This window comes from Vallitalea sp., assembly GCF_025211055.1.
Taxonomy (GTDB): domain Bacteria; phylum Bacillota; class Clostridia; order Lachnospirales; family Vallitaleaceae; genus Vallitalea.
Genome location: NZ_JAOARO010000087.1, coordinates 1 through 26,209 on the forward strand (window position 1 = coordinate 1; position 26,209 = coordinate 26,209).

26 protein-coding genes and 1 other annotated feature are annotated in these 26,209 nt (G+C 29.8%); of the genes, 18 read left to right on the forward strand and 8 right to left on the reverse strand.

The window, feature by feature from the left end:
- The first annotated feature begins 239 nt into the window (after window positions 1-239).
- The gene (locus N4A55_RS12380; RefSeq protein WP_293757224.1) at window positions 240-1,643 is read left to right on the forward strand and encodes a recombinase family protein; all 1,404 of its coding nucleotides are present in this window, start codon (window positions 240-242) and stop codon (window positions 1,641-1,643) included.
- A gap of 38 nt (window positions 1,644-1,681) precedes the next feature.
- Entirely contained in the window at window positions 1,682-2,485 is an 804-nt protein-coding gene (locus tag N4A55_RS12385) for a hypothetical protein (protein ID WP_293756829.1), read from the forward strand.
- Between the two features lie 49 nt (window positions 2,486-2,534).
- Here the strand turns inward: N4A55_RS12385 and N4A55_RS12390 are convergent, their stop codons facing one another.
- Entirely contained in the window at window positions 2,535-2,708 is a 174-nt protein-coding gene (locus tag N4A55_RS12390) for a hypothetical protein (protein WP_293756832.1), read from the reverse strand.
- Window positions 2,709-2,894: 186 nt separating this feature from the next.
- Here N4A55_RS12390 and N4A55_RS12395 point away from each other — a divergent pair, with 186 nt between their 5' ends.
- The 5 genes from N4A55_RS12395 to N4A55_RS12415 all read left to right on the forward strand — a co-directional run bounded on the left by N4A55_RS12395 (window position 2,895) and on the right by N4A55_RS12415 (window position 5,567).
- A complete protein-coding gene (locus N4A55_RS12395; RefSeq protein ID WP_293756835.1) occupies window positions 2,895-3,551 on the forward strand; it encodes an HAD family hydrolase in 657 nt (218 codons plus the stop codon).
- A 92-nt stretch (window positions 3,552-3,643) separates the two neighbouring features.
- On the forward strand, window positions 3,644-4,129 hold the full coding sequence (locus N4A55_RS12400) for a GNAT family N-acetyltransferase (RefSeq protein WP_293756847.1): 486 nt from the start codon (window positions 3,644-3,646) through the stop codon (window positions 4,127-4,129).
- A 155-nt stretch (window positions 4,130-4,284) separates the two neighbouring features.
- Window positions 4,285-4,455, forward strand: a complete 171-nt coding sequence (locus N4A55_RS12405) for a hypothetical protein (protein WP_293756849.1) — start codon at window positions 4,285-4,287, stop codon at window positions 4,453-4,455.
- A gap of 182 nt (window positions 4,456-4,637) precedes the next feature.
- A complete protein-coding gene (locus N4A55_RS12410; protein ID WP_293756850.1) occupies window positions 4,638-5,354 on the forward strand; it encodes an N-acetylmuramoyl-L-alanine amidase in 717 nt (238 codons plus the stop codon).
- Between the two features lie 3 nt (window positions 5,355-5,357).
- Window positions 5,358-5,567 (forward strand): hypothetical protein, encoded by a 210-nt coding sequence (locus N4A55_RS12415; RefSeq protein ID WP_293756852.1) that lies wholly within the window; start codon window positions 5,358-5,360, stop codon window positions 5,565-5,567.
- Window positions 5,568-5,641: 74 nt separating this feature from the next.
- Here the strand turns inward: N4A55_RS12415 and N4A55_RS12420 are convergent, their stop codons facing one another.
- Both N4A55_RS12420 and N4A55_RS12425 read right to left on the reverse strand, forming a co-directional pair.
- Window positions 5,642-6,061, reverse strand: coding sequence for a threonine/serine exporter family protein (locus tag N4A55_RS12420; protein ID WP_293756854.1), 420 nt, complete (start codon window positions 6,059-6,061; stop codon window positions 5,642-5,644).
- Window positions 6,058-6,834, reverse strand: a complete 777-nt coding sequence (locus N4A55_RS12425; protein ID WP_293756856.1) for a threonine/serine exporter family protein — start codon at window positions 6,832-6,834, stop codon at window positions 6,058-6,060. The genes N4A55_RS12420 and N4A55_RS12425 overlap by 4 nt, the downstream gene beginning before the upstream one ends.
- 364 nt (window positions 6,835-7,198) lie before the next feature.
- Between N4A55_RS12425 and glyA the strand changes: the two genes are divergently transcribed.
- Window positions 7,199-8,431 (forward strand): serine hydroxymethyltransferase, encoded by a 1,233-nt coding sequence (gene glyA, locus N4A55_RS12430; RefSeq protein ID WP_293756858.1) that lies wholly within the window; start codon window positions 7,199-7,201, stop codon window positions 8,429-8,431.
- A gap of 263 nt (window positions 8,432-8,694) precedes the next feature.
- Here the strand turns inward: glyA and N4A55_RS12435 are convergent, their stop codons facing one another.
- The 3 genes from N4A55_RS12435 to N4A55_RS12445 all read right to left on the reverse strand — a co-directional run bounded on the left by N4A55_RS12435 (window position 8,695) and on the right by N4A55_RS12445 (window position 11,210).
- Window positions 8,695-10,194, reverse strand: a complete 1,500-nt coding sequence (locus N4A55_RS12435) for a TraB/GumN family protein (RefSeq protein ID WP_293756860.1) — start codon at window positions 10,192-10,194, stop codon at window positions 8,695-8,697.
- Between the two features lie 131 nt (window positions 10,195-10,325).
- On the reverse strand, window positions 10,326-10,961 hold the full coding sequence (locus N4A55_RS12440; RefSeq protein WP_293756862.1) for a lactate utilization protein: 636 nt from the start codon (window positions 10,959-10,961) through the stop codon (window positions 10,326-10,328).
- Window positions 10,962-11,042: 81 nt separating this feature from the next.
- Window positions 11,043-11,210 (reverse strand): hypothetical protein, encoded by a 168-nt coding sequence (locus N4A55_RS12445; protein WP_293756864.1) that lies wholly within the window; start codon window positions 11,208-11,210, stop codon window positions 11,043-11,045.
- A gap of 203 nt (window positions 11,211-11,413) precedes the next feature.
- Between N4A55_RS12445 and ku the strand changes: the two genes are divergently transcribed.
- The 9 genes from ku (at window position 11,414) to N4A55_RS12490 (ending at window position 22,702) form a co-directional block, all read left to right on the forward strand.
- Window positions 11,414-12,253, forward strand: a complete 840-nt coding sequence (gene ku / locus N4A55_RS12450) for a non-homologous end joining protein Ku (RefSeq protein WP_293756866.1) — start codon at window positions 11,414-11,416, stop codon at window positions 12,251-12,253.
- Between the two features lie 18 nt (window positions 12,254-12,271).
- Window positions 12,272-13,219, forward strand: coding sequence for an ATP-dependent DNA ligase (locus tag N4A55_RS12455; RefSeq protein WP_293756868.1), 948 nt, complete (start codon window positions 12,272-12,274; stop codon window positions 13,217-13,219).
- Window positions 13,212-14,105: a non-homologous end-joining DNA ligase gene (gene ligD, locus N4A55_RS12460; protein ID WP_293756870.1), complete on the forward strand. Its 894-nt coding sequence runs from the start codon at window positions 13,212-13,214 to the stop codon at window positions 14,103-14,105. The genes N4A55_RS12455 and ligD overlap by 8 nt, the downstream gene beginning before the upstream one ends.
- Before the next feature lie 175 nt (window positions 14,106-14,280).
- Window positions 14,281-15,528, forward strand: a complete 1,248-nt coding sequence (locus N4A55_RS12465) for an EAL domain-containing protein (RefSeq protein WP_293756872.1) — start codon at window positions 14,281-14,283, stop codon at window positions 15,526-15,528.
- A 133-nt stretch (window positions 15,529-15,661) separates the two neighbouring features.
- Window positions 15,662-17,137 (forward strand): glutamate--tRNA ligase, encoded by a 1,476-nt coding sequence (gltX, locus tag N4A55_RS12470; RefSeq protein WP_293756875.1) that lies wholly within the window; start codon window positions 15,662-15,664, stop codon window positions 17,135-17,137.
- Between the two features lie 98 nt (window positions 17,138-17,235).
- Window positions 17,236-17,478, forward strand: a binding site (T-box leader).
- Between the two features lie 286 nt (window positions 17,479-17,764).
- A complete protein-coding gene (gene leuA / locus N4A55_RS12475) occupies window positions 17,765-19,441 on the forward strand; it encodes a 2-isopropylmalate synthase (protein WP_293756878.1) in 1,677 nt (558 codons plus the stop codon).
- Window positions 19,442-19,649: 208 nt separating this feature from the next.
- A complete protein-coding gene (locus tag N4A55_RS12480) occupies window positions 19,650-20,720 on the forward strand; it encodes an NAD(P)H-dependent flavin oxidoreductase (RefSeq protein WP_443083834.1) in 1,071 nt (356 codons plus the stop codon).
- Between the two features lie 233 nt (window positions 20,721-20,953).
- Window positions 20,954-22,210 carry a hypothetical protein gene (locus tag N4A55_RS12485; protein ID WP_293756883.1) on the forward strand — a complete coding sequence of 419 codons (1,257 nt, stop codon included), beginning with the start codon at window positions 20,954-20,956 and terminating at the stop codon, window positions 22,208-22,210.
- 138 nt (window positions 22,211-22,348) lie between these two features.
- Complete coding sequence (locus N4A55_RS12490) at window positions 22,349-22,702, forward strand: hypothetical protein (protein ID WP_293756886.1); 354 nt, start codon at window positions 22,349-22,351, stop codon at window positions 22,700-22,702.
- A gap of 105 nt (window positions 22,703-22,807) precedes the next feature.
- Here the strand turns inward: N4A55_RS12490 and N4A55_RS12495 are convergent, their stop codons facing one another.
- Window positions 22,808-23,143 carry a YlbF family regulator gene (locus N4A55_RS12495; RefSeq protein ID WP_293756888.1) on the reverse strand — a complete coding sequence of 112 codons (336 nt, stop codon included), beginning with the start codon at window positions 23,141-23,143 and terminating at the stop codon, window positions 22,808-22,810.
- A gap of 163 nt (window positions 23,144-23,306) precedes the next feature.
- Between N4A55_RS12495 and N4A55_RS12500 the strand changes: the two genes are divergently transcribed.
- Window positions 23,307-23,567: a hypothetical protein gene (locus N4A55_RS12500; protein ID WP_293756891.1), complete on the forward strand. Its 261-nt coding sequence runs from the start codon at window positions 23,307-23,309 to the stop codon at window positions 23,565-23,567.
- Between the two features lie 92 nt (window positions 23,568-23,659).
- On the opposite strand, the gene nrdJ is transcribed toward N4A55_RS12500, so the two are convergent.
- Window positions 23,660-26,017, reverse strand: a complete 2,358-nt coding sequence (nrdJ, locus tag N4A55_RS12505) for a ribonucleoside-triphosphate reductase, adenosylcobalamin-dependent (protein ID WP_293756894.1) — start codon at window positions 26,015-26,017, stop codon at window positions 23,660-23,662.
- Window positions 26,018-26,209: the final 192 nt, after the last annotated feature.

Sequence of the window (26,209 nt, forward strand, 5' to 3'; positions counted from 1 at the left end):
ACATTATACAATGTATATGTAGCGGAGAAAAGATGTTTATCGTTAGGCATCTTTTTTTCTTGTAAAAAAGTCAGCCTAACTCCTAATGAGTTACACTGACTTTTTTTATGTGTGGGCTAGTCTATTTAACGACAGCCCCCTAATAATTTGTGTGGGTATAATAAAGTAGTAGATTATAAAATAGAATATAATAAGAAGAATGTATCGTAAGGTGATTACAAGTTATAGGTGCAGCTTATATAAGAGTAAGTACTTCAGAGCAGCTAGAATACAGCCCAAGTGCCCAGAAAAATGCAATTATGAAATATGCCCAAAAAAATAATATATATATACCTAAGTGTAATATATTTATAGATGAAGGAATTTCAGGTAGGAAAGCTGATAAAAGACCAGCTTTCATGACCATGATTAAGAAGGCAAAAGAGAAACCAAAGCCATTTGATGTAATTTTGGTTCATAAATTCGATAGATTTGCTAGAAGTAGAGAGGATAGCGTAGTTTACAAATCACTTCTAAAAAAAGACTGTAATATAAAAGTTATCAGTATAACAGAACAGTTGGAAGAAGATAAATTCTCCATTATCCTTGAGAGTATGCTAGAAGCTATGGCTGAATATTATTCACTTAATCTGTCAGATGAAGTTAAAAAGGGTATGCAGGAAAAAGCAAGAAGAGGGGGAATGCAAACAAGACCTCCTCTAGGATATAAATTCGTCAATGGGAAAGTAGTTGTTGATGATAATGAAAAAGAAATTGTACAGTTTATCTATAATAAATTTGTTAATGATAATATGGGCTATGTTAATATAGCTAATACACTAAATAATATGGGGTATCATACCAAGAATAATGGATTATTTCAAAGTAAGTCCATAAAATATATTCTGGAGAATCCATTTTATATTGGCATTGTAAGATGGAACAGGAAAAATAGAAATGGTGTACTAAAAAAAGAAGAAGAGTGGATAGTTTCAAGTGGTAACCATGAAAAGATAATTGATGATAATATATACCATCAAGCGGAAAAAAAGATAGAACGGATGAAAAAAACTAAGAGGATCAATCATTCCAATGAATATAGTCATTATCTGTCAGGTTTAATAAAATGTGCATATTGTAAAGGAAGTATGGTATACAAAAATAATCAAAAAAGATATTCATATTTCAGATGCAGAAAAAGCTCTGAAGGAGCATGTCTCCAAAGAAAGATGATTAGAGTCAGTTTTATTGAGAAATTGGTGGAAGATAAATTGGTTAAAGATTTTAATAATGTATTAGTCATTACAAAACATAAGAAAATATATATGAATAACCAAAGAAAATTTATTTTGAGTAAGTTGAATAAATTAGACAATATGTATGATAAGATTAAAAAAGCTTACATTGAAGACATTGATTCTATTGAAGAATACAGAGAAAATAAATCAAGATTAAGTGAAGAACGTAAAAATCTAATGAAAGAATTAGAAAGTATAAGCAGTATATCTTTTGATGAAGAAAAAACTATTTTACTACACAATGTATTTACTACTAATAAATATCCAATTCATATTAGAAATAAAATGTATAGTTCGTTTATTGATAAAATAGAAGTGGATGTAGCAAAAAAAATAATTCAAATAAATTATTATAGAAATGATTGATATATGTGTTCCTTTGACTATTAGGTGAACCTAAGTTATTGACTTGTGTTGCTCCAGTAGTATTTGACGAATGCGGTATTAATCTTTGTAGAGAAATAAAGATACCAGAATGTTTACTTGAAGATAATCCATGTACTAAAGCTATTGAATTAAAAGTTATTGATATTGATTTTAGTATTGGTGAGATTGATGGTTCATGTGTTGAAACTTTACCTAAAAGACCTAACTGTGTTAGAGTTACATTATCTAAACTAAAAGTTAGATTCGCAGCAAAATTATTAGACAGACATTGCAGAGTATTAGCAGAAGAATGTTTCCAAGCACTATATCTCCCAGATAAAGATTCTCCACATTGTGATGATGATACGAATCCACCATCAATAACAATTGATTTATATGCTCCATATGGTGTTTCATATTATGGAGAGTGTAAAGAATGTATTCCTTGTATAAATTATTTAGGATTTGTTGAGGGACCTGATAGAAATAATGAATTACGACAAGGTATTGGTTGCCAAGGATTAGCAAAAGTTATAGAATTTGACCTTGATGACGGATGTATGGCTGTTGGATTATCATTATATCTAAAGACTATCTACTTTATCCAGTATAGACTTAAACATGCAGGACTTTGTGTACCACCAAAATGTATACCAATTAACCCTTGCGAGCAAAATCCTTGTTTAGAATTTGTTGAAGGTGATTTGTTAGAACAAAGTATTCAACCACTGGAGTTATGTACTAGACCAAAAACAATTAAACCTTGTTGTTATGACCCAGTAGAAGATCCAACTCCAGCAGATGAAGCAGCTACTAAAACAGAGTGTGACAATTGCTTATAGGATATAGCAAGTTAGAGTCTAACTAATGTTAGACTCTAGGTACATAGCTTTATTGATTTTTTGTTGGTTTCATACTTTTTACACTATATCCTATAGCATTTACCATTTGGTAAATCATCTTTTTTTCAGCTTCTATTTTTTGTTCTTTTGTCAGTGAATTATATGGAACTCTTTCTCCGGTGGATAAATTAGTTATATAAGACGTTACTTTGTACCCATCCACTATTAAATTATCACCTCCACTAATATTCTATGCATCAAGGTTTGTACTTAATTAAAATTTCTTGAAGTTAAATTAATGAGTTGATATAATGATTAGTATAACAGGGAACAATAATATTATCATTATAAAAAGAGTATATCTTCATTAAATGAATTAGTGAAAATCAAATTAAGGAGTGCAATTATTATGATACAAGGGATAATTTTTGATATGGATGGATTAATGTTAGATACTGAGAGTATTGCTTTGGATAGTTGGGAAAGGGCAGGTAAAGAATTTGGATATAAAATAAGTAGGGAATTGATGATAAAAGCTGTAGGAAGAACTCTAGTAGATACTAGAAAACTGCTTGTTAAGAATCTTGGAAATGATTTCCCTTTTGAGGAAGTGAGAAAAGTTAGGATAGATTACACTAAAGAATATATGTCATTAAATGGTGTTCCAATAAAAGAAGGTCTTATAGAATTTTTGAAATACTGTAAGTCAATAAAAGTTCCTACAGCGGTTGCAACATCAACCAATAGAAGTGATGCATTAGAGTTACTTAAAAAAACTAATATAGTTGACTACTTCAACACCATCGTTTGCGGTGATGAGATTGAAAAAGGAAAACCTGAACCAGATATTTTTCTTATGGCAAGTAAGAAATTAGGGATAAATCCAGAAAAATGCATTGTTTTAGAGGATTCAGAAAACGGTATATTAGCCGCATCTAGGGCGAATATGATACCTATATGGATACCAGATATCATTACTGAATCAGACATAGCTACAAAAAACGCAAGGTACATATGTAATTCATTAAATGAAGTTAATATAATTATTGATGAACTGAATAATTAGAAGTGATAGCAATTGTATAAGCTAATAACATATATAATAATGAATACGAAGATATCAATACTATAATAAATATACTAGAAAGGAATACTTATATGATTAGAGATGTAAAATTAAGTGATGCTCAGGCAATATGTAATATATACAATTATTATGTGGAAAATACAATTGTTACTTTTGAAGAAGAAAATGTCACAGTAGAAGATATGACAGATAAGATTAAATATATTACTGACAAATATTGTTTTATAGTATATGAAGATAAGGGTAAAGTAGTTGGGTATGCTTATGTATCAAAGTGGAGAGGTAGAAGTGCATATCGTTTTTGCGTTGAGTCCTCAATATACTTAGATAAAGATTATAACGGTAGAGGTATTGGAACTATTTTGTATAAAGAATTAATTGATAGATTACAAAAACTTAATTATAGAGTAATTATGGGAGTAGTAGCGTTGCCTAATGAACCAAGTGTGAAATTACATGAAAAAATTGGATTCAAGAAAGCAGGACATTTTGAAAAAGTTGGTCTGAAATTTAATAGATGGATAGATGTAGGATATTGGCAATATAATATTAAATAAGTTAATATTCAGTGATTTCGGGAAAGTATTGATTTACCATATATATGATGGTAGAATATTATTTATAGGTAATATGTAGAAAGATAATTAGTTTAATAACTTCTAATAAAGGACAAAATATATACTAGAATGATTGTCAGAAAGAGTGAGGAACAATGAAAAGTACGTATTACACAAGAAAATTAAAAGAATCTAGGAAAGAGCAGGGTTTGTGCATTGATTGCAGTAAACCACATAGTACAGGATATCTAAGATGTCAAGAGTGTTTGGACAAGCAAGCTGAGTATGCAAGAAAAAAAAGAAAAAAAGTTAATTCAAATTCCTAGACTAAAAGGCAGTGTATGTAATTATTTATGTACAGTGCCTTTTTTTAGTACGAGAAAATATACAATTAAAGTTATGACCTAATCAAAATTTCTTATAACGTTCACTTTCTCATTTTTATAAGCATATAATGAATTAGGTATTATAAAACACTTAAGAAGAAATAAGAAAGTGAGGTGAATAAATGGATAATTATAAAATTATTTGGAAAGGAAATAACAACACTAACAAGTCTACCAGAAGAGGACATGCCCCTAAAATAATTGTTGACCACATAACAGAAGGAACAGAAAAATCTACTATAAATTGGTTTACTAGTTCTAGTAATACAGTATCATCAGCACATTTTCTTGTTACTAAATTAGGAGAGATATATCAATTTGTTAAGATTGAAGATAATGCATGGGCTAATGGAATTAGTTCACAAAATAGAAAATATTCTACTGCTTCTATTGTGAAAGAGATGGGAGTTAATCCTAATTGGTATTCGGTTTCTATAGAACATGAAGGAATACATAAGATGACACGAGGAAAATTAACAAATAAGCAGTTAGCAGCAACCATTTGGTTACATCAATATATAATAGATTATGTTAAAAGAAAATGGAATGTTGATATACTCTTAGATAGAAAACATATACTTGGGCATTACGAAATTGACCCAAGAAGGAAACCAAATTGTCCAGGAGAAAAATACCCATTTGATCAAATTATACAAGCATTGAATAATAAAAATACCTTAACTGATATTAAGGGGCATTGGGCAGAACAGTATATAAACGAGATTGTTTTACAAGGTATAATGTCTGGATATCCCAATGGAGAGTTTAAACCCGATGAAAAAGTATCACGAGGGGAACTAGCAACAGTTATAGCTAGATTACTTAAAAAGGAGGTGTAGTAGATGAAAAAAGAGATTCTACGAAGGTTAACAAATACCAAAGTAATTATTAGTATAGCTAGTACAATTATTATGATGCTTGTTGCGGCAGGTGTAAAAGTTCCTAATGAAAATGTTATGATTATTGTTGAAGGACTATGCACAATAGGGATTCTACTAGGGGTACTTAATGATAAAGGAATGGAAACTAAGAAGTGGGACGACAAAAAATAATTATTGATAAATATGATATGGACATACTATAAAACTAATAATATATTGAACTTGAATTCATTAAGTTCAATATATTATTTTTTCATTCGTGGAGATTTTGTTACAGAAGCAACCAAAAAAACTGCTACAGCTATAGCACATGCCAGTTCTATAGCCTGTATGCCATAGTATGTAGACATACCATAATCTTGAATAACAATATTATATATAGCCTTATATAATATTGCTCCAGGAACCAAAGGGATAATACCTGCAATTAAATATATTGTAACAGGTGCTTTCCTTATTTTAGATAATATATGGGCTATAATACTAATAGTTAAAGCTCCAAGAAATGTTGAAAAAACAATGGAGTCCATATTTATTGTTAATAAATAAACAAGCCAGCCTATAGCTCCGTTTATACCACAATAAAGTAGCTGATTCTTTGAGATATTAAAAAGTATTGAGAAAAACAAAGTCGCAAAAAAAGCTGCTATAACTTGAATGATCATATTGCTATACCCCCAGATAACAAATAATATAGTTTTAGAACTACTCCTACACCAGTTGCAATGGATGCTGCTACAATTAAAGCTTCTACACCTCTTGATATACCAGATAATAGATTACCTTCAATGGTATCTCTAATGGCATTGGTAAAAGCAACACCTGGAACCAAAGGCATGATGGAACCAATAATTATTAAGTTCAAGTTTGTTCCTAGAGGAATAAGTTTAGTAAATAAAATAGAGAACAGTGCAATTAAACAACCACCAACTATATCATAAAAGAATTTATATATATTCAACTTTTTGAAAAATATATCTATAATAGCTAAGTTGGCACCGATAATAGAAGATACAATAAAATCTTTAATATTTCCACTGAAAACTGTTGTAAAAAAACCAGCGGCCAAACCAGTAGATAGGATTGTCAGCATATTTGAATAAGTAGGTTTTCCTTTAACTTCAAGTAATTTTTCGTAAGCTTCTTCTATAGTAAGTTGATTGGTACAATATTTTCTAGAAATATCGTTAGTAAGTTCTACTTTGGATAGATGAATAGTTCGTTTATTAACCCTTTTCACATATGTAATCATTTCAATTGTTGGATCGTCTAAAGTGGCAAATATTCCTGTTGGTGTAACAAAGGATTCTATAACCTGAAAATTAGTTGTTTTCAATATTCTATTTATAGTATCCTCAACTCTATAAGTCTCAGCACCGTTTCTTAACATGATCTCTCCTGAAAGAATAGCTGATTTGAAAATTAGTTTATAGTTCATATGATCACCTTATAATTATTCTTTTATTAAAACTAGCTTATTTCTTAATATTTTATATACAATCTAACTGTTATTCTAATCAAATACATTGTACACTATACTTAATAAGGTATCAATTCAATATTCAAAATTATAATATATAATATTTTTAATAGGAATTATTCTAGCCTTATATTCTTATCAGGGCTAGGTATTTTTAATATTTATATATATTGTTCTTATTATTAATGAATGTTAAGCTAGGTATTTCATAAATTCATAAAAAAAGGAAATGAATCAAATATATCAAATGCGTATTCCAATATAGATTAACTTATGCTATAATGATTTCATCAATTTACTAAGTAAAAATGGAGGTATGTAGATGTATACATTTGATGAAATTAAAAGCGTTGATAAAGAACTAGCAAATGCAATGAATAAGGAAATAAACAGGCAAAGGGATAACATTGAACTAATAGCATCAGAGAATTTTGTTTCAAAAGCAGTATTAGCAGCAATGGGTAGCCAATTAACTAATAAATATGCAGAAGGATACCCAGGTAAAAGATATTATGGCGGTTGTGAATGTGTAGATATAGCGGAAGATCTAGCAAGAGACAGAGTAAAAGAACTATTTGGTGCAGAACATGCTAATGTTCAACCTCATTCTGGTGCTAATGCTAACTTAGCTGTTTACTTTGCAGTACTTAATCCTGGTGATACTATTATGGGTATGAATTTATCACATGGGGGACACTTAACACACGGAAGCCCTGTTAATATTTCAGGTAAACAATATAAAATTGTACCATATGGTGTGAACAAAGATGGTTATATTGATTACGATGAACTAATGAAAATCGCAAAAGAAAGCAAGCCAAAACTTATCGTAGCAGGAGCAAGTGCTTATGCTAGAACTATAGATTTCAAGAAATTTAGAGAAGTAGCTGATGAAGTTGGAGCTTACCTAATGGTGGATATGGCACATATTGCAGGACTAATTGCTGCAGGACTTCACCCAAGTCCAATACCATACGCTGATTTTGTAACATCTACAACTCATAAGACATTAAGAGGACCAAGAGGTGGACTTATCTTATGTCCTGAAAAATATGCTAAGATAATTGATAAAGCTATATTCCCAGGTACCCAAGGTGGACCTTTGATGCACGTTATAGCTGCAAAAGCAGTCAGCTTCAAAGAAGCCTTATCAGATGATTTTAAAAAATATCAGCAACAAGTAATTAACAATGCTAAAGCTTTAGCAGAAGGTCTAACTAAAAGAGGATTGAATCTTGTATCAGGGGGAACTGATAATCATCTACTATTAGTTGACCTTCAAAATATGGACTTAACTGGTAAAGTAGCAGAAAAATTACTAGACGAAATATCAGTAACATGTAACAAAAACACAGTACCATTTGACCCTAAGAGTCCATTTGTAACTAGCGGAATAAGACTTGGAACACCTGCTGTTACAACAAGAGGAATGAAAGAAGAAGATATGGATACCATCGCTGAAATCATATACCTAGCACTAAGCGATTTCGAAAACAACAAAGAAAAAGCAGAAAATCTAGTAAAAGACCTAGTAAAAAAATATCCACTATACTAAAAATAAATAATATACCAAAAAGCTCAGTGCTAACCCCACTGAGCTTTTTCTATAATGAAATACATAAAAATCACTTATGAAAAATAGTTGACCATACACTCATGATATTAGAAATAACGGGCATAAAAAAGTGGTATATGGTTCGTTTTACGCAGACCGTTCCTTTGGAGTAAGGCAAGTAAAACGAATCATATACCACTAATATACCCATACGTTAGTCCCAAATCACAAAACTAACTATTTTTTATGCCTCAAAACAAAAGCTATTTTATCTGTTCAACACTATAACCTTCATCTTCTAACTTCTTAACTATCCCTGCATTTGTTACCATATGACCAGCTCCAACTATCACAAAATAAGTTTTTCCACTATCATCATTAAGATAACTTAATACACTTTCATACATATGATCATTTCTATCAATCCAGAATTTCTTAGTAAATTCATCAGTAGAATTTTCATCATATGCAACTGATTTTTCTAATTCTTCAACATTTCCAGTTCTCCAAGATTCTAACATACCAGCTATTACATCAATATTATCCATAGAATCAATAGCAGGGTCAACATCTTCGTTGTTTTCTTCTTTTTCTTCTGGCTTTACTAATACACTCTGTAAAAATTGCTCTTGGAACTCTGGAGCAAATGATTCAAATAAATCAGTTTGAAATTTATAGCCTTCGATTTCAATTATTGGCTTTCTAAATAATGACTTGGACATAAAATAAACATCTACACCAAGTCCTGCTTGGATTGATTGATCAGCAACTTGTAGATTTTGAATAGTAAAAGCCGCACTCCAAGGTTTTAATAAATCATATTGTTCTTTTGTAAGAACACCAAGACTCTTCATTGCTTCTTCATAGGCTTCATAAGTTTCTTTTGAAACATGTTGCTCTATAGTAGTTCCATCAGAATATACCATTTTTTGCTGCATATAAGCAATTCCTTCTCTATTGTCTAATAAATTAACTTCAACAGCTAAAGCATCAGATGAATCAAAAGCTTCTAATATGTCATCATTCATTGGATAAATACTTGAATCTGCTATATGTATTGAACCTAGGAGATAAACTGTATTTTTTCCACCACTAACTTTCCAAAAAGCACCTTTTGCAGCTCTATTAGATTTTTGAATTGTATAATAATAAGCTCTTTTTGTTAAAGCGAAAAGTTGTTCTTTAGTACAACTATTTTCAAGTCCTAGCTTATTATTACCGATACCATTTAGAAGGTTATTAGAAACTAAGTATATTACACCATTAAGATTACCATCCATTGATGAGATATCATCATAGGTAAGGGAATAATCTAGTTCGTAGTCGAAAGTTGGTTCAGCTTTTTTGATAACATTATATAGAACGTCTACAACATCTTTTCTTGTAACTACAACATTCATATTATCATCTAATAAAAATACGTTAAATAATTTGTAAGCAGCTTTTTGTAAAGCTATATCATCAATTGTTATATCTTCATCAGATACTGTTTTGCCAGTTAGTTTTTCATATAACTTAACACCTACAGTATATAATTCTCTATAAGTTACATTTGATTGATACTCTTTAAACATAGATATATCAATAATATCATAGATACTTAACATCTGAACATCTTCTAATGCCCATATGCTAGGTTGCTCAGGCTGCTGCTTGCTTGGTACAGGATTTGCATAAGCTACTTGAAAATTGTAATTAATTGATACAAAACAAAGAACAAGTGACATACACAAAATAGTAAATAACTTTCTTGTTTTTTTCACAAAAATAACCACCTTTCTTATAATGCCTAGAATAACTATGTATGTGTTACTGAATGATATTATCATACATATATATCTATGTCAACATATAGAAAGGCAGCCATAAAATATTAAAAATGAATAAATATACATTAATATCCTAATTCTTCTCCAACAAGAATAACTTTAATTCTATTAGGAACCCGTGACATTCTTGTAATAACTGTTTGACAACAAATACAATCATCACTAAGGCAATCACTACATTTACCTGTGATTGAACATGGTGTATTCTTATTTAATCTAACTGTATTAATAGGTGAGGCTTCATTTCGAACTCTATTTAATGCAGATTCTTCATCTAAAACAACTTTATTCATTCCAGCAACGACGATTACATTACTAGGACCATATATTAAAGCAGCAAGTCTATTACCATTGCCATCAATATTGACTAGTTTACCATCAAGTGTGATAGCATTAGAGCTCATTAGATAGTAATCAGCAGAAAGAGCCAGATGATATATTTCTGATACTTCTTCATTATTATTAGCAGTACTTCTGTCTAAAAGATTATAATTACCATTTTTAAGAGAATCAAATAAGTTAATTTCATGTAAAGTCATTGAACCACCCCATGAAACTGAAGAACCATCCTTTATTAATTCAAGAATTTTATCTTTTGCTAGTTCTTTGTTTTCGCAATAATAAGCTTCAATCCTTCTTTTCTGAAATTGTTTTATCAGATTCTTACTTGTGTTTTCATAATATTTTTTTCTAGGTGTCATTACCTTCAACTCCTTAATATGTATTTTTTTAAAGATTTTTCTTTATTGTAGTATACCATCTTAATAAACAATAGTCATGTATTATAAATCAAGAATTTCCTTTATTTTGTCATAATCAGGTAGAGCTTTTGCTTCTTCTTCGGTAATTCTTTTAAAGCCTAGTCTTAGATAATAATCAAGTTGTTTCTCATTAGTCAACATTAGGATTTTACCTTTTTCATCGTATACGTATATTTCGTTAAAAATCATATAAATCTCCTTTCTTTACAATAGAAGTAATAACCCTATTATTAAATAATATGATTGAGATTATATGAATTATTACATTAGCTTTTACAAATAATAAGATAACTAGCAATAAGAATATAGCATGATTTTCTATATAGCATATTGTTATCAACTTATTAGAATTAGTATATTTTTATTAAATTTATTGAAGGGAAGACGAATATATGCATACTATGTGGAAAGGGTCAATTAGTTTTGGCTTAGTCAATATACCAATAAAAATGTTTGCGGCTACTGAAAATAAAGATATTAGATTTCGATATATTCATAAAGAGTGCAATACTCCGATTAAATATAAAAAAATTTGTCCAACATGTAACAAAGAGGTTGCAGAAGAGGATATAGTAAAAGGATTTGAATATGAGCCTGGTCATTTTGTAGTTATAAGTGATGAAGATTTGAATTCAGTTAAAAATGAAATTAACAGTAAATCCATTGAGATAGTTGATTTTGTAAATCTTTCGGAGATAGACCCCATATATTTTAACAAAACATATTACCTTGCTCCACAAGATATAGTTGGAAAAGCTTATAAGCTCCTTAGAAAAGCAATGGAAGAAACAGGAAAAATAGCTATAGCAACTATAACTATCAGAAACAAACAATCTCTAGCGGCTCTTAGAGTATATAAGAATGTACTTGTAATGGAAACCATATTCTATCCAGATGAAGTACGTCCCATTAGTCAGGTACCAGGTTTACCAGAAGATGAACAAGTGGATGAAAAAGAACTTAATATAGCTAACCAATTAATTGATAATCTAACAGCTGAATTTAATCCAAGTAAATACAAAGACGATTATAGAGAAGCCATGATTGAATTAATTAACAAGAAGATATCAGGCAAAGAAATAAAAGTAACCAAAGAAGCTCCAGAGAGAAATGTGATAGATCTAATGGAAGCACTACAAGCTAGCTTGAAAGAGACTAAGACTGGGAAAGTTAAACCACCTACAACAAAGAAGAAAAAACCTACATCAAAGAAAAAGAAACAAACAAGTTAGATAGAGAGGCTTTTGATTATGGAATTAATAAAACTCATGGAACCTATTTTATCTACAGAAATAATTGAGGATAATGACTTCATACATCAAATAAAATGGGATGGTATAAGAGGTATTACGTATATAGACAATTATACTCACAAGGTTTTTACTAAAAATGGTAATGAAAGAACAGATTATTATCCTGAATTAAATGAGATTAATCATCTTTTTAATGGGAAAAATGGTATTATTGATGGTGAAATCATAGTTCTTGATGATAACTTACGGCCCACCTTTAATCATATACTTAATAGAGAAAGAGTCAGAAATAAGTCTAAGATAAAATATTATGCAAATAAATATCCAATAAAATATATTGCTTTTGATATATTATTCTTAGACGGTAAAGACTTAAGAAGTTACCCCTTAGAAGATAGAATAGAGATTCTCCATAAAACACTAAATAAAAGCAGTATAATAACAATAACTGATTCATTTAATAATGGAAGAAAATTATATGAATTGATGGAAGAGAAAAACTATGAAGGTATAGTATCCAAAAATATAAAGAGTAAATATATAGCTGGCAAAAAACATGATATGTGGTACAAGACTAAAATATTCAAAAAGATGTTGACAGCTATTGGGGGGATACAGTTAGGTAATGGTAAGATAAAATCGCTATTATTGGGAATATATAGTAGTGAAGGAAATATTATTTATATTGGTAATGGGGGAATAGGACTCAAGGAATCTGATCTTAATCTACTAAAAGAATACATGAGTGTAATCAGTATAGATAAAAGTCCCTTTATTAATATAGATAAAGCTAGAAATGTCATATGGGTAAAACCTATTTTAACCTGTTGGATCAGCTTTTTAGAATGGACAAATACCAACTCTTTAAGACATCCAAAGATAATAGGTTTTAGTTCAAAAAAAGCTACAGAAGCTATTGGAGAGGAGTATACCTATCGTGGATAAAATTATTATGGTAGACAATAATAAAATAAAAATATCAAATCCAGATAAATTATTATGGCCTAAGCTTGGTATAACAAAAGTGGATTATATAAAATACTTAATATATATAACACCATATATTATAGAACATGCAAAAGATAGATTTTTGACTACTATAAGGTATCCTGACGGGTACGATAAAAAATTCTTCTATCAGAAAAAGGTTCCAAGTTATGCTCCAGAATTTGTTGACTCGGTTAGATGGAAAGATGGAAGTGAGTATATTAATCTTAATAAACAAGCTACTCTTTTATGGCTTGGCAATCTAGCTTCTCTTGAATTTCATACAACCTTCAACAGAACACAAAAACCTTTTTCACCTACTAATCTAGTATTTGACCTTGATCCATCAGAAGGACAAGTCTTTGAACAGGTTATTGAAGTAGCTTTGAAAGTATATGATACACTTAATAAGCTTAACATTGCCAGTTATGTAAAAACTTCTGGTGCAACTGGATTACAGATATATATACCTATTGGAGAAAAATATGATTACAATAAAGCTAGGCAGATTAGTAAATTTTTTGCTGAGTATTTTGCTAATAAATATCCAGATATCATAACTATAGAAAGACTAAAAGAAAAAAGAGGAAAAAAATTATATTTTGACTATTTACAGATGTGGGAAGGAAAAAGCATTATTACACCTTATTCCCCAAGAGCTACCAAGTATGCTTCTGTTTCAATGCCAGTGAAGTGGGAAGAAGTAAAAGCAGGTATCAAACCACAAGATTTTACTATATTCAATGCCTTGGATAGGATAAAAAAGGTAGGGGATATTTTTGAACCACTGCTAGATAATAAAAATGTTGAAAGTTTAAGTTCCATACTTCAACAAATAAAATAAATACTCAATGATAAGGAGAGAGTAACAATTTATTTACAATATAATAGTTAATTGATATAATTAACCTAGTTAAATCAGTGGACTATAGAATTTTTAGTTAGATAGTTGTAATTAAGAGTGCAATAGAACCAGAAATTTTAGAATATTGACAAAATAAAAACTAGGGGTAATTATAATGAATAACATTAGTATTACAGATATCATAGAACAGGAGAGCATTGATATATTAATGCAAGTTATTTTATCACCTCATGAGGATTTTGCTGTAGGTATTGAAGCATTAGCAAGAGGAGTTGATCCTAACACCAATACAAGTATTAATCCTAATGAATTATTTCGACAAGCTAAACTGTGGGGACTCACTGTTGAATTAGATAAATTATGTGTAAAAAAAGCAATACAAGAATTTACTCATATATATCACAATAATAAAAGTACTCTATTATTTATTAATATTGAGAATAGCTTTATATCTTATTCAATTACTTGTGATTATTTGATCGAGTGTGCAGATGAGTATAATATTCCATACGAAAATATTGCAATAGATTTATGTGATTTTGATTTATACTCTGTAAAAGAGATAGAAGTCTTTATTGAAAAATATAGGGCAAAAGGCTTTTATATGAGTATTGATGATATGGGTAAAGATTATTATAATCTTGATAAGATATTATTAATTAACCCAGATATCATTAAAATCAATACTTTTTTACTTCAAAAACTGGAAAGTGAACAGTATAGAAAATACTTATTGAAATTCATATCTTCTATAGCACATGAGATGGGAATGGTTGTAGTTGCAAAAGGTATAGAAAGTGAAAAAGACCTTAATTTTTTTATTGAATGTGGAGCTCAGTTTGTTCAAGGTTATTATATAGCTAGACCTAGCAAATTATCTTCTAGTAAAATTGATGATATAATACATAATTTTCAACAAAAAGATAATATGGAAGAATATTATTTTAAAAATAAAGTTGATAGTAATAGAAGTACCATGACAAAGATTATTAATTTTATGAATAGCATAAAAGAACAAATTGACGGTATTGATATTGGGCATGAAGAAGATAATTTCAAACAAATATTTAATGAGTATTCATATGTTGAGAATTGTTGGATTCTAGATATGAATGGTATCCAGGTTAGTGATGCTTATATTAATAAAGATAATTTTAGAACAAGAAATTCTTCAATATTTAATATATCCAAAAAAAATATGGATTTCTCTAAAAAAGAGATTTATGAAAGATTAGTTAATACAATCTTAGATGTTTGGATAACAAAACCATTTCATTCATTACTGACCAATAACATATGTTTAGGGGTTTCCAAGTACATAGTGGATTCAAAAGGTGAACAATATATATTATGTCTTAATATCAATATTCATAGGTTTAATACGGTTAGAGATTCAGTTTAGCAAAAAATATTATATAATATGATGAAATTGGATATATCTAGTTGACTTATATAAAAACTTAATATAATATTATAGCTAAATGTATTGATATAAATATTGATAAAACACATCAATAAATAATGGAGGCAGTAACATGGAAAAAGTTAAAATTAGAACTAGGTTTGCACCTAGTCCAACAGGTAGAATGCATGTTGGTAATCTTAGAACAGCTCTATATGCTTATTTAATAGCTAAGCATGAAGATGGAGATTTTTTACTTCGAATAGAAGATACAGATAGAGAGCGATATGTAGAGGGTGCTATAGAGATTATTTATAATACTCTAAAAAACACTGGATTAATACATGATGAAGGACCTGACAAAGATGGTGGTGTAGGTCCATATGTTCAAAGTGAGAGACAAGCACAAGGGATATATCTAAAATATGCAAAAGAATTAATAGATAAAGAGGAAGCATACTATTGTTTCTGTGATAAGGAAAGACTAGACGATTTACGTAACAAGGCAGAAGAAGCAAAAGAAACTTACAGATATGATAAACATTGTCTAAGCTTATCAAAAGAAGAAATAGAAAAAAAATTAACTGATAATGTACCATATATTATTAGACAGAATAACCCTGCTACTGGAAGTACATCATTTAATGATGATATATATGGAACTATAACTGTAGATAATTCAGAATTGGATGATATGATTTTAATAAAGTCAGATGGTTATCCAACATATAATTTTGCTAATGTTATTGACGATCATCTAATGGGAATAACTCATGTTGTAAGAGGAAACGAATATTTATCGTCCTCACCAAAGTATAATAGACTATACGAAGCGTTTGGTTGGGAAGTACCTACTTATGTACATTGTCCTCTAATAACTAATGAAGAACATCAAAAATTAAGTAAAAGGAGTGGACATTCATCATATGAAGACCTTATAGAACAAGGTTTCCTTGCAGAAGCAATAGTTAATTTTGTGGCACTGTTAGGATGGAGTCCAAGATCTAATGAAGAGATATTCACAAAAGAAGCACTTATAAAAGAATTTGATTATAAACATATTAATAAATCTCCAGCTGTATTTGATATGACAAAGTTCAAATGGATGAATGGGGAATATATCAAAAAAATGTCAGACGATAGATTCCATGAGTTAGCTTTACCTTTTATGAAGGAAGTTATTACAAAAGACTATATCGATCTTAGAAAGATCAGTCCTTTGATTAAATCAAGAGTGGAAGTTTTAACAGATATACCTGCTCATCTTGACTTCTTTGAAGAATTACCAGATTATAATATTGATCTGTATAATCATAAAAGAATGAAGACTAATCCAGAAAACTCATTAGAGAATTTGGAAAAGATTCTTCCAATGTTAAAGGGGCAAGTACAATTTGATGTAGATAGCTTACACGAAGCTGTAATGGCTTTTGTTAAGGAATTAGGTATCAAGAATGGTCAGATGTTATGGCCTTTGAGAACTGCTTTATCAGGAAAAGCTATGACACCAGGTGGTGCTTTTGACTTAGCAGATATATTAGGTAAAGAAGAATCTATAAGAAGAATTGAAGCAGGAATAGACAAATTAAAAAAAGAATTAAATAGATAGTTTTTATATGTATAAAAATACTAGTAAATTAAAAAAAATACATTTTTAATATTGACAAATGGATAAATTGATGATAATATATTAAAAAATTGATATGTAAAAAGACTGTGAAAAGGAATAGTAGATATTTGGATTATTACAGAGAGCTATTGGTTGGTGTGAAATAGCATTTGATAAATATTGAACTCGCCTTGGAGTTGCTCGCTGAAAGTTTAGTAGGAGGAGACGGAACCCAACCGTTAGATTGGCAGGATATCGGTAAATGTTACCTGTATCTATAGGATTACAAATTTGTTTTTGTAAAGAGTGGTTTGCGATAAATTATACCTTTCGTCTCTTTTGACGAAAGGTTTTTTAATTTATATACACCATTTTTATAGGTGTATTTTATAGGCGCTATTTATAAACATTTTGTTAATTATCATTTACTATATCCATCTAAGTGTATTTCTACTAAAGAAATAAATAAGAGTGGTACCACGGGCCTTCGTCTCTTGAATCAAGAGATGCAGGTTTTTTTATTCTTAAAAAAGATAAAAAAGTAGCTTCTTTTCTTGTCTTATAAGTAAAAATAATGACTAAGTTTAGTTAAATTGACAATAATAATCATTTGGAGGAGGAATTGGAATGAGTTTTAGAAATTATAAAAAATACGAACCTGTAAAATTAGATGACCGTAGGTGGCCTTCCAATACAATAAAAAAAGCACCTATTTGGTGTAGTGTTGACTTAAGAGATGGTAATCAATCGCTTCCTATACCTATGAATGTTGAGAAGAAAACAAAGATGTTTTATCTATTAAAAGAAATGGGCTTTAAAGAGATTGAAGTTGGTTTTCCTTCAGCTTCAAAAGCGGAATTTGATTTTACACGTAAACTAATTGAAGAAAATATGCTAGATGATGATATGACAATTCAAGTTCTTACACAAGCGAGAGAAGAACTTATTAAAAAGACTTTTAAAGCTATTGATGGTTGTAAGAGGGCTATTGTCCATGTATATAATTCTACATCAACATTACAACGAGAAGTTGTATTTAAGAAAGATAAAAAAGCTATTATTGATATAGCAGTAAATGGAGTCAAATTAATAAAAGAATGTGCTAAAAAAAGCAATGCCCAAGAAATTATTCTAGAATATTCACCAGAAAGTTTTACTGGAACAGAACTTGATTATGCATTAGATATTTGTGAAGCTGTTATAGAAGCATGGGAGCCAACAGAAGAAAATAAAATAATCATTAATTTACCTGCTACAGTTGAAATGTCTATGCCTAATGTCTATGCTGACCAGATTGAATGGTTCAGTAGAAATATTAGTTGTAGAGACAGGGTTATCATAAGTGTCCATACTCATAATGATAGAGGAACAGGTGTTGCAGCTACTGAACTTGCAATGTTAGCTGGAGCTGATAGGGTTGAGGGTACTTTATTTGGTAATGGTGAAAGAACAGGTAACTTAGATATGTTGACAGTTGCTATGAATCTATATTCACAAGGAATTGATCCAGAATTGAATATTAATAACATTAACCATATAATTAACGTATATGAAGAGTGTACATTATTAAAAGTTCATGAGCGTCATCCATATGCAGGGGAATTGGTTTATACAGCTTTTTCTGGTTCGCATCAAGATGCTATTAAAAAAGGTTTGGATGTTAATAATCAAAACGAGAATAAATACTGGGAAGTTCCTTATCTTCCAATTAATCCTTCAGATATAGGTAGAGAATATGAAGCTATCATCAGAATTAACAGCCAGTCTGGAAAAGGTGGCATTGCGTATATACTTCAATCAGAATATGGCTATAGATTACCTAAGAAAATGCATCCAGAAGTAGGTAAATTAATACAAGGTGTAACTGATAGAACAGGAAAAGAATTAAATCCTCAAGAGATATTTGATATATTCAATAAAGAGTATTTTGAGCAAGACAGCATCTTATCATTGAATAGATTCGAAAGTATAATTGAAGATAAAGATACTAAGAAAAAAGATGTAAGAGTAACCGTCTCAGCAGAAGTAACTTTTAGAGGTGAAACAAAACAGGTCAAAGGTATAGGTAATGGTCCAATTGCAGCGTTTGTAAAAGGTATAAGAGAATTAGATATAGAACCATTCAAATTAGTTGAATATGAAGAACACAGTATGAATGGTGGAGCAGATGCTCAAGCAGTTGCTTATATAGGGCTTATAAATGAAAAAGATGAAGTGAAATTTGGTATAGGAAAAGATTCAAATATTAATCTAGCTTCTATAAGAGCTTTAATCAGTGCAATAAATCGTCATATGAAGAACTAGAAATACTACCTATAGAGAAAACATTAAAAAATGTTTGATCTATAGGTATTTTTTTTAACCACATAGTCAATATTATTATATGATTGCAATAGTAATAATTCAAGACGTAGTTTTTAAAATCACTTATTGACTTGACAAGATTATTAAAATGAATTATACTTTGATTATCAAAATATTTGTTTGTCAAATAATACATGACTTTAGGAGGATGACTGAATTGAATATACCAAAGTTGAAAATCGGAGATTTGAATATTAAATTACCTATAATTCAAGGTGGTATGGGAATAGGCGTATCAAAGGCTAATTTAGCTTCAGCAGTAGCTAATGAAGGTGGTATTGGAGTTATATCAGGTGTTCAGATTGGATATGCAGAACCTGATTTTTTGACTAATACATTAGAAGCTAATAAGAGAGCTTTGAAGAAAGAGATAAAAAAAGCTAGGGAATTAAGTCCGAAAGGTATTATTGGTGTTAATCTAATGGTAGCCATGACTAATTATAAAGAGTATGTAAAAACAGTAATTAATGAAAAAATTGATATTATTATATCTGGTGCGGGTTTGCCTATGGAATTACCTAAGATAGTAAAGGGAAATACTACCAAAATTATTCCTATTGTATCATCTAGTAAAGCAGCTAGAATTATTCTTAAACAGTGGGAAAAACATAACCGTTTACCAGATGCCATAATAGTAGAAGGAGCTAAGGCAGGTGGACATCTAGGTTTCAAGGCAAAAGACTTAATATCTAATACATGTAAAAGTTTAGAAGAAATAGTAAAAAATGTTTTAAGCATGGTATCTCCATACGAAGAAAAATATAATAGAAATATACCTGTTATAGCAGCTGGTGGAATTATTGATGGAAATGATATAGGGAAAATCTTATCAGCAGGAGCACAAGGTGTTCAAATGGGAACTAGATTTGTTGCTACAGACGAATGTGATGCATGTGATAGTTTCAAAGAAGCTTACATTAATTCTACAAAAAATGATATATGTCTTATTAAAAGTCCTGTAGGTCTTCCAGGTAGAGCTATATATAACAATTTTATCTGTAAAACACAAAAAGGGAATATACCTATCAAGAAATGTTTTGCATGCCTTCATACCTGTAATCCAGGAGAAACACCATATTGTATTTCAGAAGCACTAATAAACTCTGTTCAAGGAAAAGAGGGATTGGTATTCTCAGGTAGTAGAGCAAATGAAATAAAAGAAATCATACCTGTTAAAAAATTAATAAATAAATTAAAAAATGAAATAGATTTATATTAATCTAAATAATAACCCACCAGATCAATTTTGGTGGGCATTTTCATGTAATACCCCCTACCATTTTTTATCATTTCTAAAGTATGTCATAAAACTAATCATGTTATAATATCACCAATTAAGATAACCCCCACCTTATAAGTGAAGGCATAAATTGTTATACTAAAAAAATTATATTTACTTAAATTTGAAATTATGATAAAATGTGGTAAATTAAAAATGACTGGAGGTTTCATATGCTTAAAAAGATTAATAATAAAATACATAGTAAAGTATCTAAACCAAATATATTAGAAATTGAATATAATGTAGAAAGTCAAATCGTTTTCTATTTTTTAATGAGTTTGCTGAGTACCGTGTTTGCTATTGTTATCATTGTTGGAATCAAAGATAACACACTAATTGATCCTATTTGGGAGGATATTAGTAAATATATATCTACTTTTATTATTTGTAATGGGGTAATTATGTTTCTTCATTTAATCCCTATTGTACGTTATAAAACACAACCATTAGTAGCAATAGGTAGTGGGATCATGTCATTTGTTGTAGCCAATGCACCTTACCTATTTGTATTATTAATACTGGATGACAGAGATTGTCAACAATACACTAATTTTGTAATGATACCTATGGGTTTTAGTCTTTTTCTTATATTGATTCATATACTAAGATGTATTGATGGAATTCAACAACTACCCTTTCTACAAAAACTTAATGAAATATATATAAGATTTATAAAATTAGCTACATATATTACTGGTGTGGCTATTCTTATAGTATTATTAGGACGATATATTTTGTTATTGATTATACAGATTCATGTATTACATGGAATCTATCCTATTCTATATGGGATTTATCAAGGGGCAAAGATATGTATTGGAATATATCTTAATATTATTTTCTTGGAGATGTCTCGAATATACTTAAAACTAGCTTATCAAGTATTTTTGAATCCATCTTATAAAAACTCTTATACAAAAAAACAAAAGGAAAAAATAATGAACAAGAGATATGAGAAAAAGGATAAGAGGTATAAGAAAAAGCAAAAGCTAAAACCTGCGGACACCATTATTAAAATGTTTTTCCTCAAACCTTTTCAATATTTGCTTTATATGAATAGTATGTTATTTTTGGTGATGATTGGTCATTTTTTTGATGAAGGTATGCCAATTGCAGCTATTGTAAGCTTTGTAATTTTTCTCGGCTATTCGGCATTAATTTTGAAGTGGCTATTAAGCTATGAGATTGGTAATATTGGAATATGGCTCATTGCTTCTTTCTTTGCTTTAGATGTCGATTATATTGCTATGGTAATTATTTTATTAATTTTTGGAGAAGAAAAAGTCAGTGACTTGATGAATGGGTTACCGCCGAATCTGGTTCTTGTAGGTATGACTATTATACTTGTTCTACCATTTGTTTTCTTTCAACGAAAGAATAGGATGAATAAAATAATAGGTTATTTAAGAAATTTCTTAAACATTTAACATTAAGATATATAAATAACAGTTTCAAGACTAAAGGGTACAGCATAAATGCTAGCCAAATAAAAAATGCTAATTATTCTATCACTATGATAATTACTAACATATATTAATATTAGAAATAATATAAGGAGTAATCTGATGGAGAAGACGTATAGTTTTGATAGTGTTATGGAAAAAGATGCCAAAAAGAATCGTATGGTACCAGCAAAACAAAAATACCCTAATGATATGTATGATATGGAAGATATGGATGACATGGAACAGATGATGTTCATGGGTCAAATGCCTGCAATGAACCCTATGATAATGAGACATCAGATGGCAGTGTATGCTATGACTAATATGGTAGCTATGGCAATGCATGATATAAACGCATTGGCTATGGATAGTTTGAATCAGATGTATAGTATGAATAGAATGGCTATGGATAGTATTATATACGATATGTATGATGATATGTATGAAGATGACGATATGATAGATATGGAATAAGGCGCTAATATTAAGCGTCTTATTCCATATATTACTTATGTATGTTTTTTAGACAATAAAACTATATAAAATATATTAGCATAATAACTTTTGAATTTATAGATATTATATATTCAGCTCTTTGTCAATAGATTCTAGTATTGTCATATTGGACTGATATATCATTTCTTGAACTTGCTGCATTGCTTCTGCGTAATCTTTAATTATGGTTTTACTTGAAATTCTTTCGAAATTGTCTGAGATTTTTTTCATTTCAGCTTCCATTTGATTAGGAGGAAGATTCTTTCTATATAAGTCAGCCTGTTGAGATTGGAAATTCTTAATCATTGTTGTCAAATTTCTATCTTGCAAAATCCGGTTTTTTAGATTCTTTGCATTTTTGAATTCTGGTCTGTTTTTAATTAAGCTAATCATTTCCATAGTTTTTCTTTCAATACTCAAATATGTCACCTCAAATATTTGTTTGTGATTACAATATATTCGTAGAACTATAAAATATGATAAATAAATATGTTGCCTTAAATTTTTATAAATAAAACGTATAAGTATCAATAAAAATTGTATTACATATAATGATATAAGGTACTTGTAGGTAGGTGGGAGAATGAGAGAGGAAAATATTAATGATGTTCTATCATTATTATCATCTTATATTTTTAAAGATTGTAATGAACTTGGAGTCATTACGTTAGGACAAATACATAGCATTATTAATATATTGGTAAAAGCAAATATACCTTTTACACTGAATGTTACTGAAGGTACTAGAAGAGTTGCTAAAAGTGCCGTTTTCACTATAAGTATTACACCTACATTTGAAATAAGAAAAATATTTCAATTTGAAGAGGGAAGAATTGTCATATAAAAGTAGTTTAAAAAGTAAATATAAAGAGCAAAGGTGCTGTCTACTATATATTTTATCTAGGATAGTATAGTAAGACAGCATACATAATTATATTATCTTATTGGGCAAACTCCATTGTCACAACTGGAGTCACCAATGTCAAAATCAATCTCTTCTTTTTCATATTTGCTGATAAGACTAGGTAAAAAAGGCCTTAACTTGACAGTTCTTTCATTATATTCTTCCGCCTCTATAGCTTCATAAGGCAATAGCTTGTAGAAATTGTCATCTAATGATAAGAAAGATAATGCAACAATATTATTCCAATTATTCCATACCCATTCTTCAACCTCATCCCATTCATGTTCTCTTACATGTACAGTTATAGAACAGTTATGATCTACATAGTTTTCCATAAAAAGTTGATAATTCTCTAATTGTTGAATTGCTGTAACATCGTATTTGGTAACTCCTTTTGGAGCTTTTACAGGAAATTCTATGACTTTGGTAGTACATGACTTAGAATCTTGACCAACTTCTGGAAAAATAGGGTATTCTAATTCTTCACATACTTTTACTAACGGGTCGTCACTATTTATTCTAATTCTCCTAATATAATATGGAGAATGTGAATAATGAACCCCACTGGATACAGTTGGTAATTGACTTAGAGTTCCTTCAGGTTTAACGGTTGTTACTAGTAAAGGTTCGTTTTCACCTATTTCACTAGCATAATCTTTGGCAGATGTTTTAGCAATTTCTCTTAATTTTTTAAGTAATTCACCTTGCTGTTTTGTAGTAAGCCCAACTGCATTAACCATATCTTGCCATCCAGTCAAGGAACAGCCTAATAGTTTATCTCTTTTATGAATGTAGTTCCATCTAGGAATCTCTAATTCTGTACAAGTCATTCTATATCCAGCTCTTGCTGATAATTTTTGAGCTTCATATAGATTATCATAATCTAAAGTATTATCCTTGTTGATAAAAGAGAATACATTGACGGTGGTTAGATTACATAATCCTTTTGAATCAAGTAAAATCTCACCGCAAGGATTGACACCGTTCATATTGAATCTTCTTTTCTTACCAGCAGCTTCATTAACCCATCCGGGTTCCCCAGAATAACGCATTTGCTCTAACTGCCAATGTAATTGTTCTCTAGAGGGTTTTTCTCTATAATAGATGGAATTATTACTCATTTGACGGTGAATGATATCTTCATCAACAATCCATTGACCGTCAATTTGCTTATATAGATTATTTTTTGCTTCAATAGCTTCTTTGTCATCTGGATCAACAAGTACAATCTCAGCGGTTCTTCTAACACCACCTACAACTACATTCTCGCCAATGATATTAGCTATATCAAGGCAATCAATTGGTAGAAGTTTAGTATAATCTTCTCCGTTCAATACACCACGTTTTTTGATGATATTAGTAGCTTTTATAAACATGTTTTTCAAGCTGGAGTGACCGCTTGCTGTACCGCCGAATGTCTTAAGTTTTTCGCCTTTTGGTCTCACGTGATTATAATTAATTATTATGGTATTTATTTTACGATATTCATTACTATATAATACTTTTAGATAAAAATCTATCGCTTGAACCCATCCTTCTTTGCTATCACCTATAATTATTTTAGCAGTATTGTTATGGCTGAATTCTAGACTTGTATTATCTTCTCGTAGATGCATTGGAGTAGGGGTATAATCTTCATGAATAATATCAAATTTAGTTCTAATCTTTGGTAACTTAGCAATATCGTCTTTTAATATTCTAATACCTACTCCAGAGCCTATCATTAACAGATAAAACAGATCCTTGAAGGCATCGAAGTCATCAATAATCGTAAATGAACAATTATAATTAGACATAGGATAATTCTTAGCAACATCAGTATTACCTACCCAAAAAGTACGCCCTGATAAGAATTGCCTTAGGTTAAAGATATTATCATATAATTTTTCTGCTTCAGATTTTGTAGTAGGGACTAAACTACAATTGTATTCTACAGCTCGTCTTACGGTTTCCCACCAATATTCACGTCTTTTTTCTTCAGGAAGCCACCTAGAATATGTTCTATAATAAACAAAAGAACCTAATTGTTTCATTGGGTTTGGGCGATGCTTGTAACGACTGACAAATTCTTCTGACAATATCCTCCCATCGGTACGTTTGCTTCTTCTATCTCTTGTCTTATCTCTTTCGTATCTATAGAGGATGTATCTTTTTGCAGCATCTTTTCTAGGAGAGTCCATTAAGGATTCTTCAACTAAGTCTTGTATTATTTCCACTGATACGGGGTTATTGTAAGTATGTAATTTTTCTTTTGCTTTTTTAGCGATTGTTTCAGCTAATACATTATCAATGCTTGCCTTAGTTTCTGACATTGATAATAATATAGCTGTAATAATTTTATTGACATCAAAATCTACAATGGAGCCATTTCTTTTCAAAACTTTTATCATTATTATTCATCCCTTTCATCTTTTTATCTTAACACACTAACAGTAACTTAAACACATTATATTGGGGTTGGCTGTTCAATAATATACAATATATTGTATCAGTAATAGAAAAATGTGTCAATTAGAAAGTGGGCATCTGTAAAATTTATATTTGATAATTTGACTGGAAGAATAACTTGTGATAAAATTAAT

What these genes read in the sequence shown, in the direction of transcription:
- leuA (WP_293756878.1), top strand. Translation starts at nt 17,765, where the DNA reads ATGAGTTTTAGAAATTATAAAAAATACGAACCTGTAAAATTAGATGAC.
- N4A55_RS12425 (WP_293756856.1), bottom strand. Translation starts at nt 6,834, where the DNA reads ATGAACTATAAACTAATTTTCAAATCAGCTATTCTTTCAGGAGAGATC.
- N4A55_RS12420 (WP_293756854.1), bottom strand. Translation starts at nt 6,061, where the DNA reads ATGATCATTCAAGTTATAGCAGCTTTTTTTGCGACTTTGTTTTTCTCA.
- N4A55_RS12405 (WP_293756849.1), top strand. Translation starts at nt 4,285, where the DNA reads ATGAAAAGTACGTATTACACAAGAAAATTAAAAGAATCTAGGAAAGAG.
- N4A55_RS12440 (WP_293756862.1), bottom strand. Translation starts at nt 10,961, where the DNA reads ATGACACCTAGAAAAAAATATTATGAAAACACAAGTAAGAATCTGATA.
- N4A55_RS12445 (WP_293756864.1), bottom strand. Translation starts at nt 11,210, where the DNA reads ATGATTTTTAACGAAATATACGTATACGATGAAAAAGGTAAAATCCTA.
- N4A55_RS12490 (WP_293756886.1), top strand. Translation starts at nt 22,349, where the DNA reads ATGGAGAAGACGTATAGTTTTGATAGTGTTATGGAAAAAGATGCCAAA.
- N4A55_RS12400 (WP_293756847.1), top strand. Translation starts at nt 3,644, where the DNA reads ATGATTAGAGATGTAAAATTAAGTGATGCTCAGGCAATATGTAATATA.
- N4A55_RS12500 (WP_293756891.1), top strand. Translation starts at nt 23,307, where the DNA reads ATGAGAGAGGAAAATATTAATGATGTTCTATCATTATTATCATCTTAT.
- gltX (WP_293756875.1), top strand. Translation starts at nt 15,662, where the DNA reads ATGGAAAAAGTTAAAATTAGAACTAGGTTTGCACCTAGTCCAACAGGT.
- N4A55_RS12480 (WP_443083834.1), top strand. Translation starts at nt 19,650, where the DNA reads ATGACTGAATTGAATATACCAAAGTTGAAAATCGGAGATTTGAATATT.
- N4A55_RS12485 (WP_293756883.1), top strand. Translation starts at nt 20,954, where the DNA reads ATGCTTAAAAAGATTAATAATAAAATACATAGTAAAGTATCTAAACCA.
- N4A55_RS12395 (WP_293756835.1), top strand. Translation starts at nt 2,895, where the DNA reads ATGATACAAGGGATAATTTTTGATATGGATGGATTAATGTTAGATACT.
- ku (WP_293756866.1), top strand. Translation starts at nt 11,414, where the DNA reads ATGCATACTATGTGGAAAGGGTCAATTAGTTTTGGCTTAGTCAATATA.
- N4A55_RS12415 (WP_293756852.1), top strand. Translation starts at nt 5,358, where the DNA reads ATGAAAAAAGAGATTCTACGAAGGTTAACAAATACCAAAGTAATTATT.
- glyA (WP_293756858.1), top strand. Translation starts at nt 7,199, where the DNA reads ATGTATACATTTGATGAAATTAAAAGCGTTGATAAAGAACTAGCAAAT.
- N4A55_RS12410 (WP_293756850.1), top strand. Translation starts at nt 4,638, where the DNA reads ATGGATAATTATAAAATTATTTGGAAAGGAAATAACAACACTAACAAG.
- nrdJ (WP_293756894.1), bottom strand. Translation starts at nt 26,017, where the DNA reads ATGATAAAAGTTTTGAAAAGAAATGGCTCCATTGTAGATTTTGATGTC.
- N4A55_RS12465 (WP_293756872.1), top strand. Translation starts at nt 14,281, where the DNA reads ATGAATAACATTAGTATTACAGATATCATAGAACAGGAGAGCATTGAT.
- N4A55_RS12455 (WP_293756868.1), top strand. Translation starts at nt 12,272, where the DNA reads ATGGAATTAATAAAACTCATGGAACCTATTTTATCTACAGAAATAATT.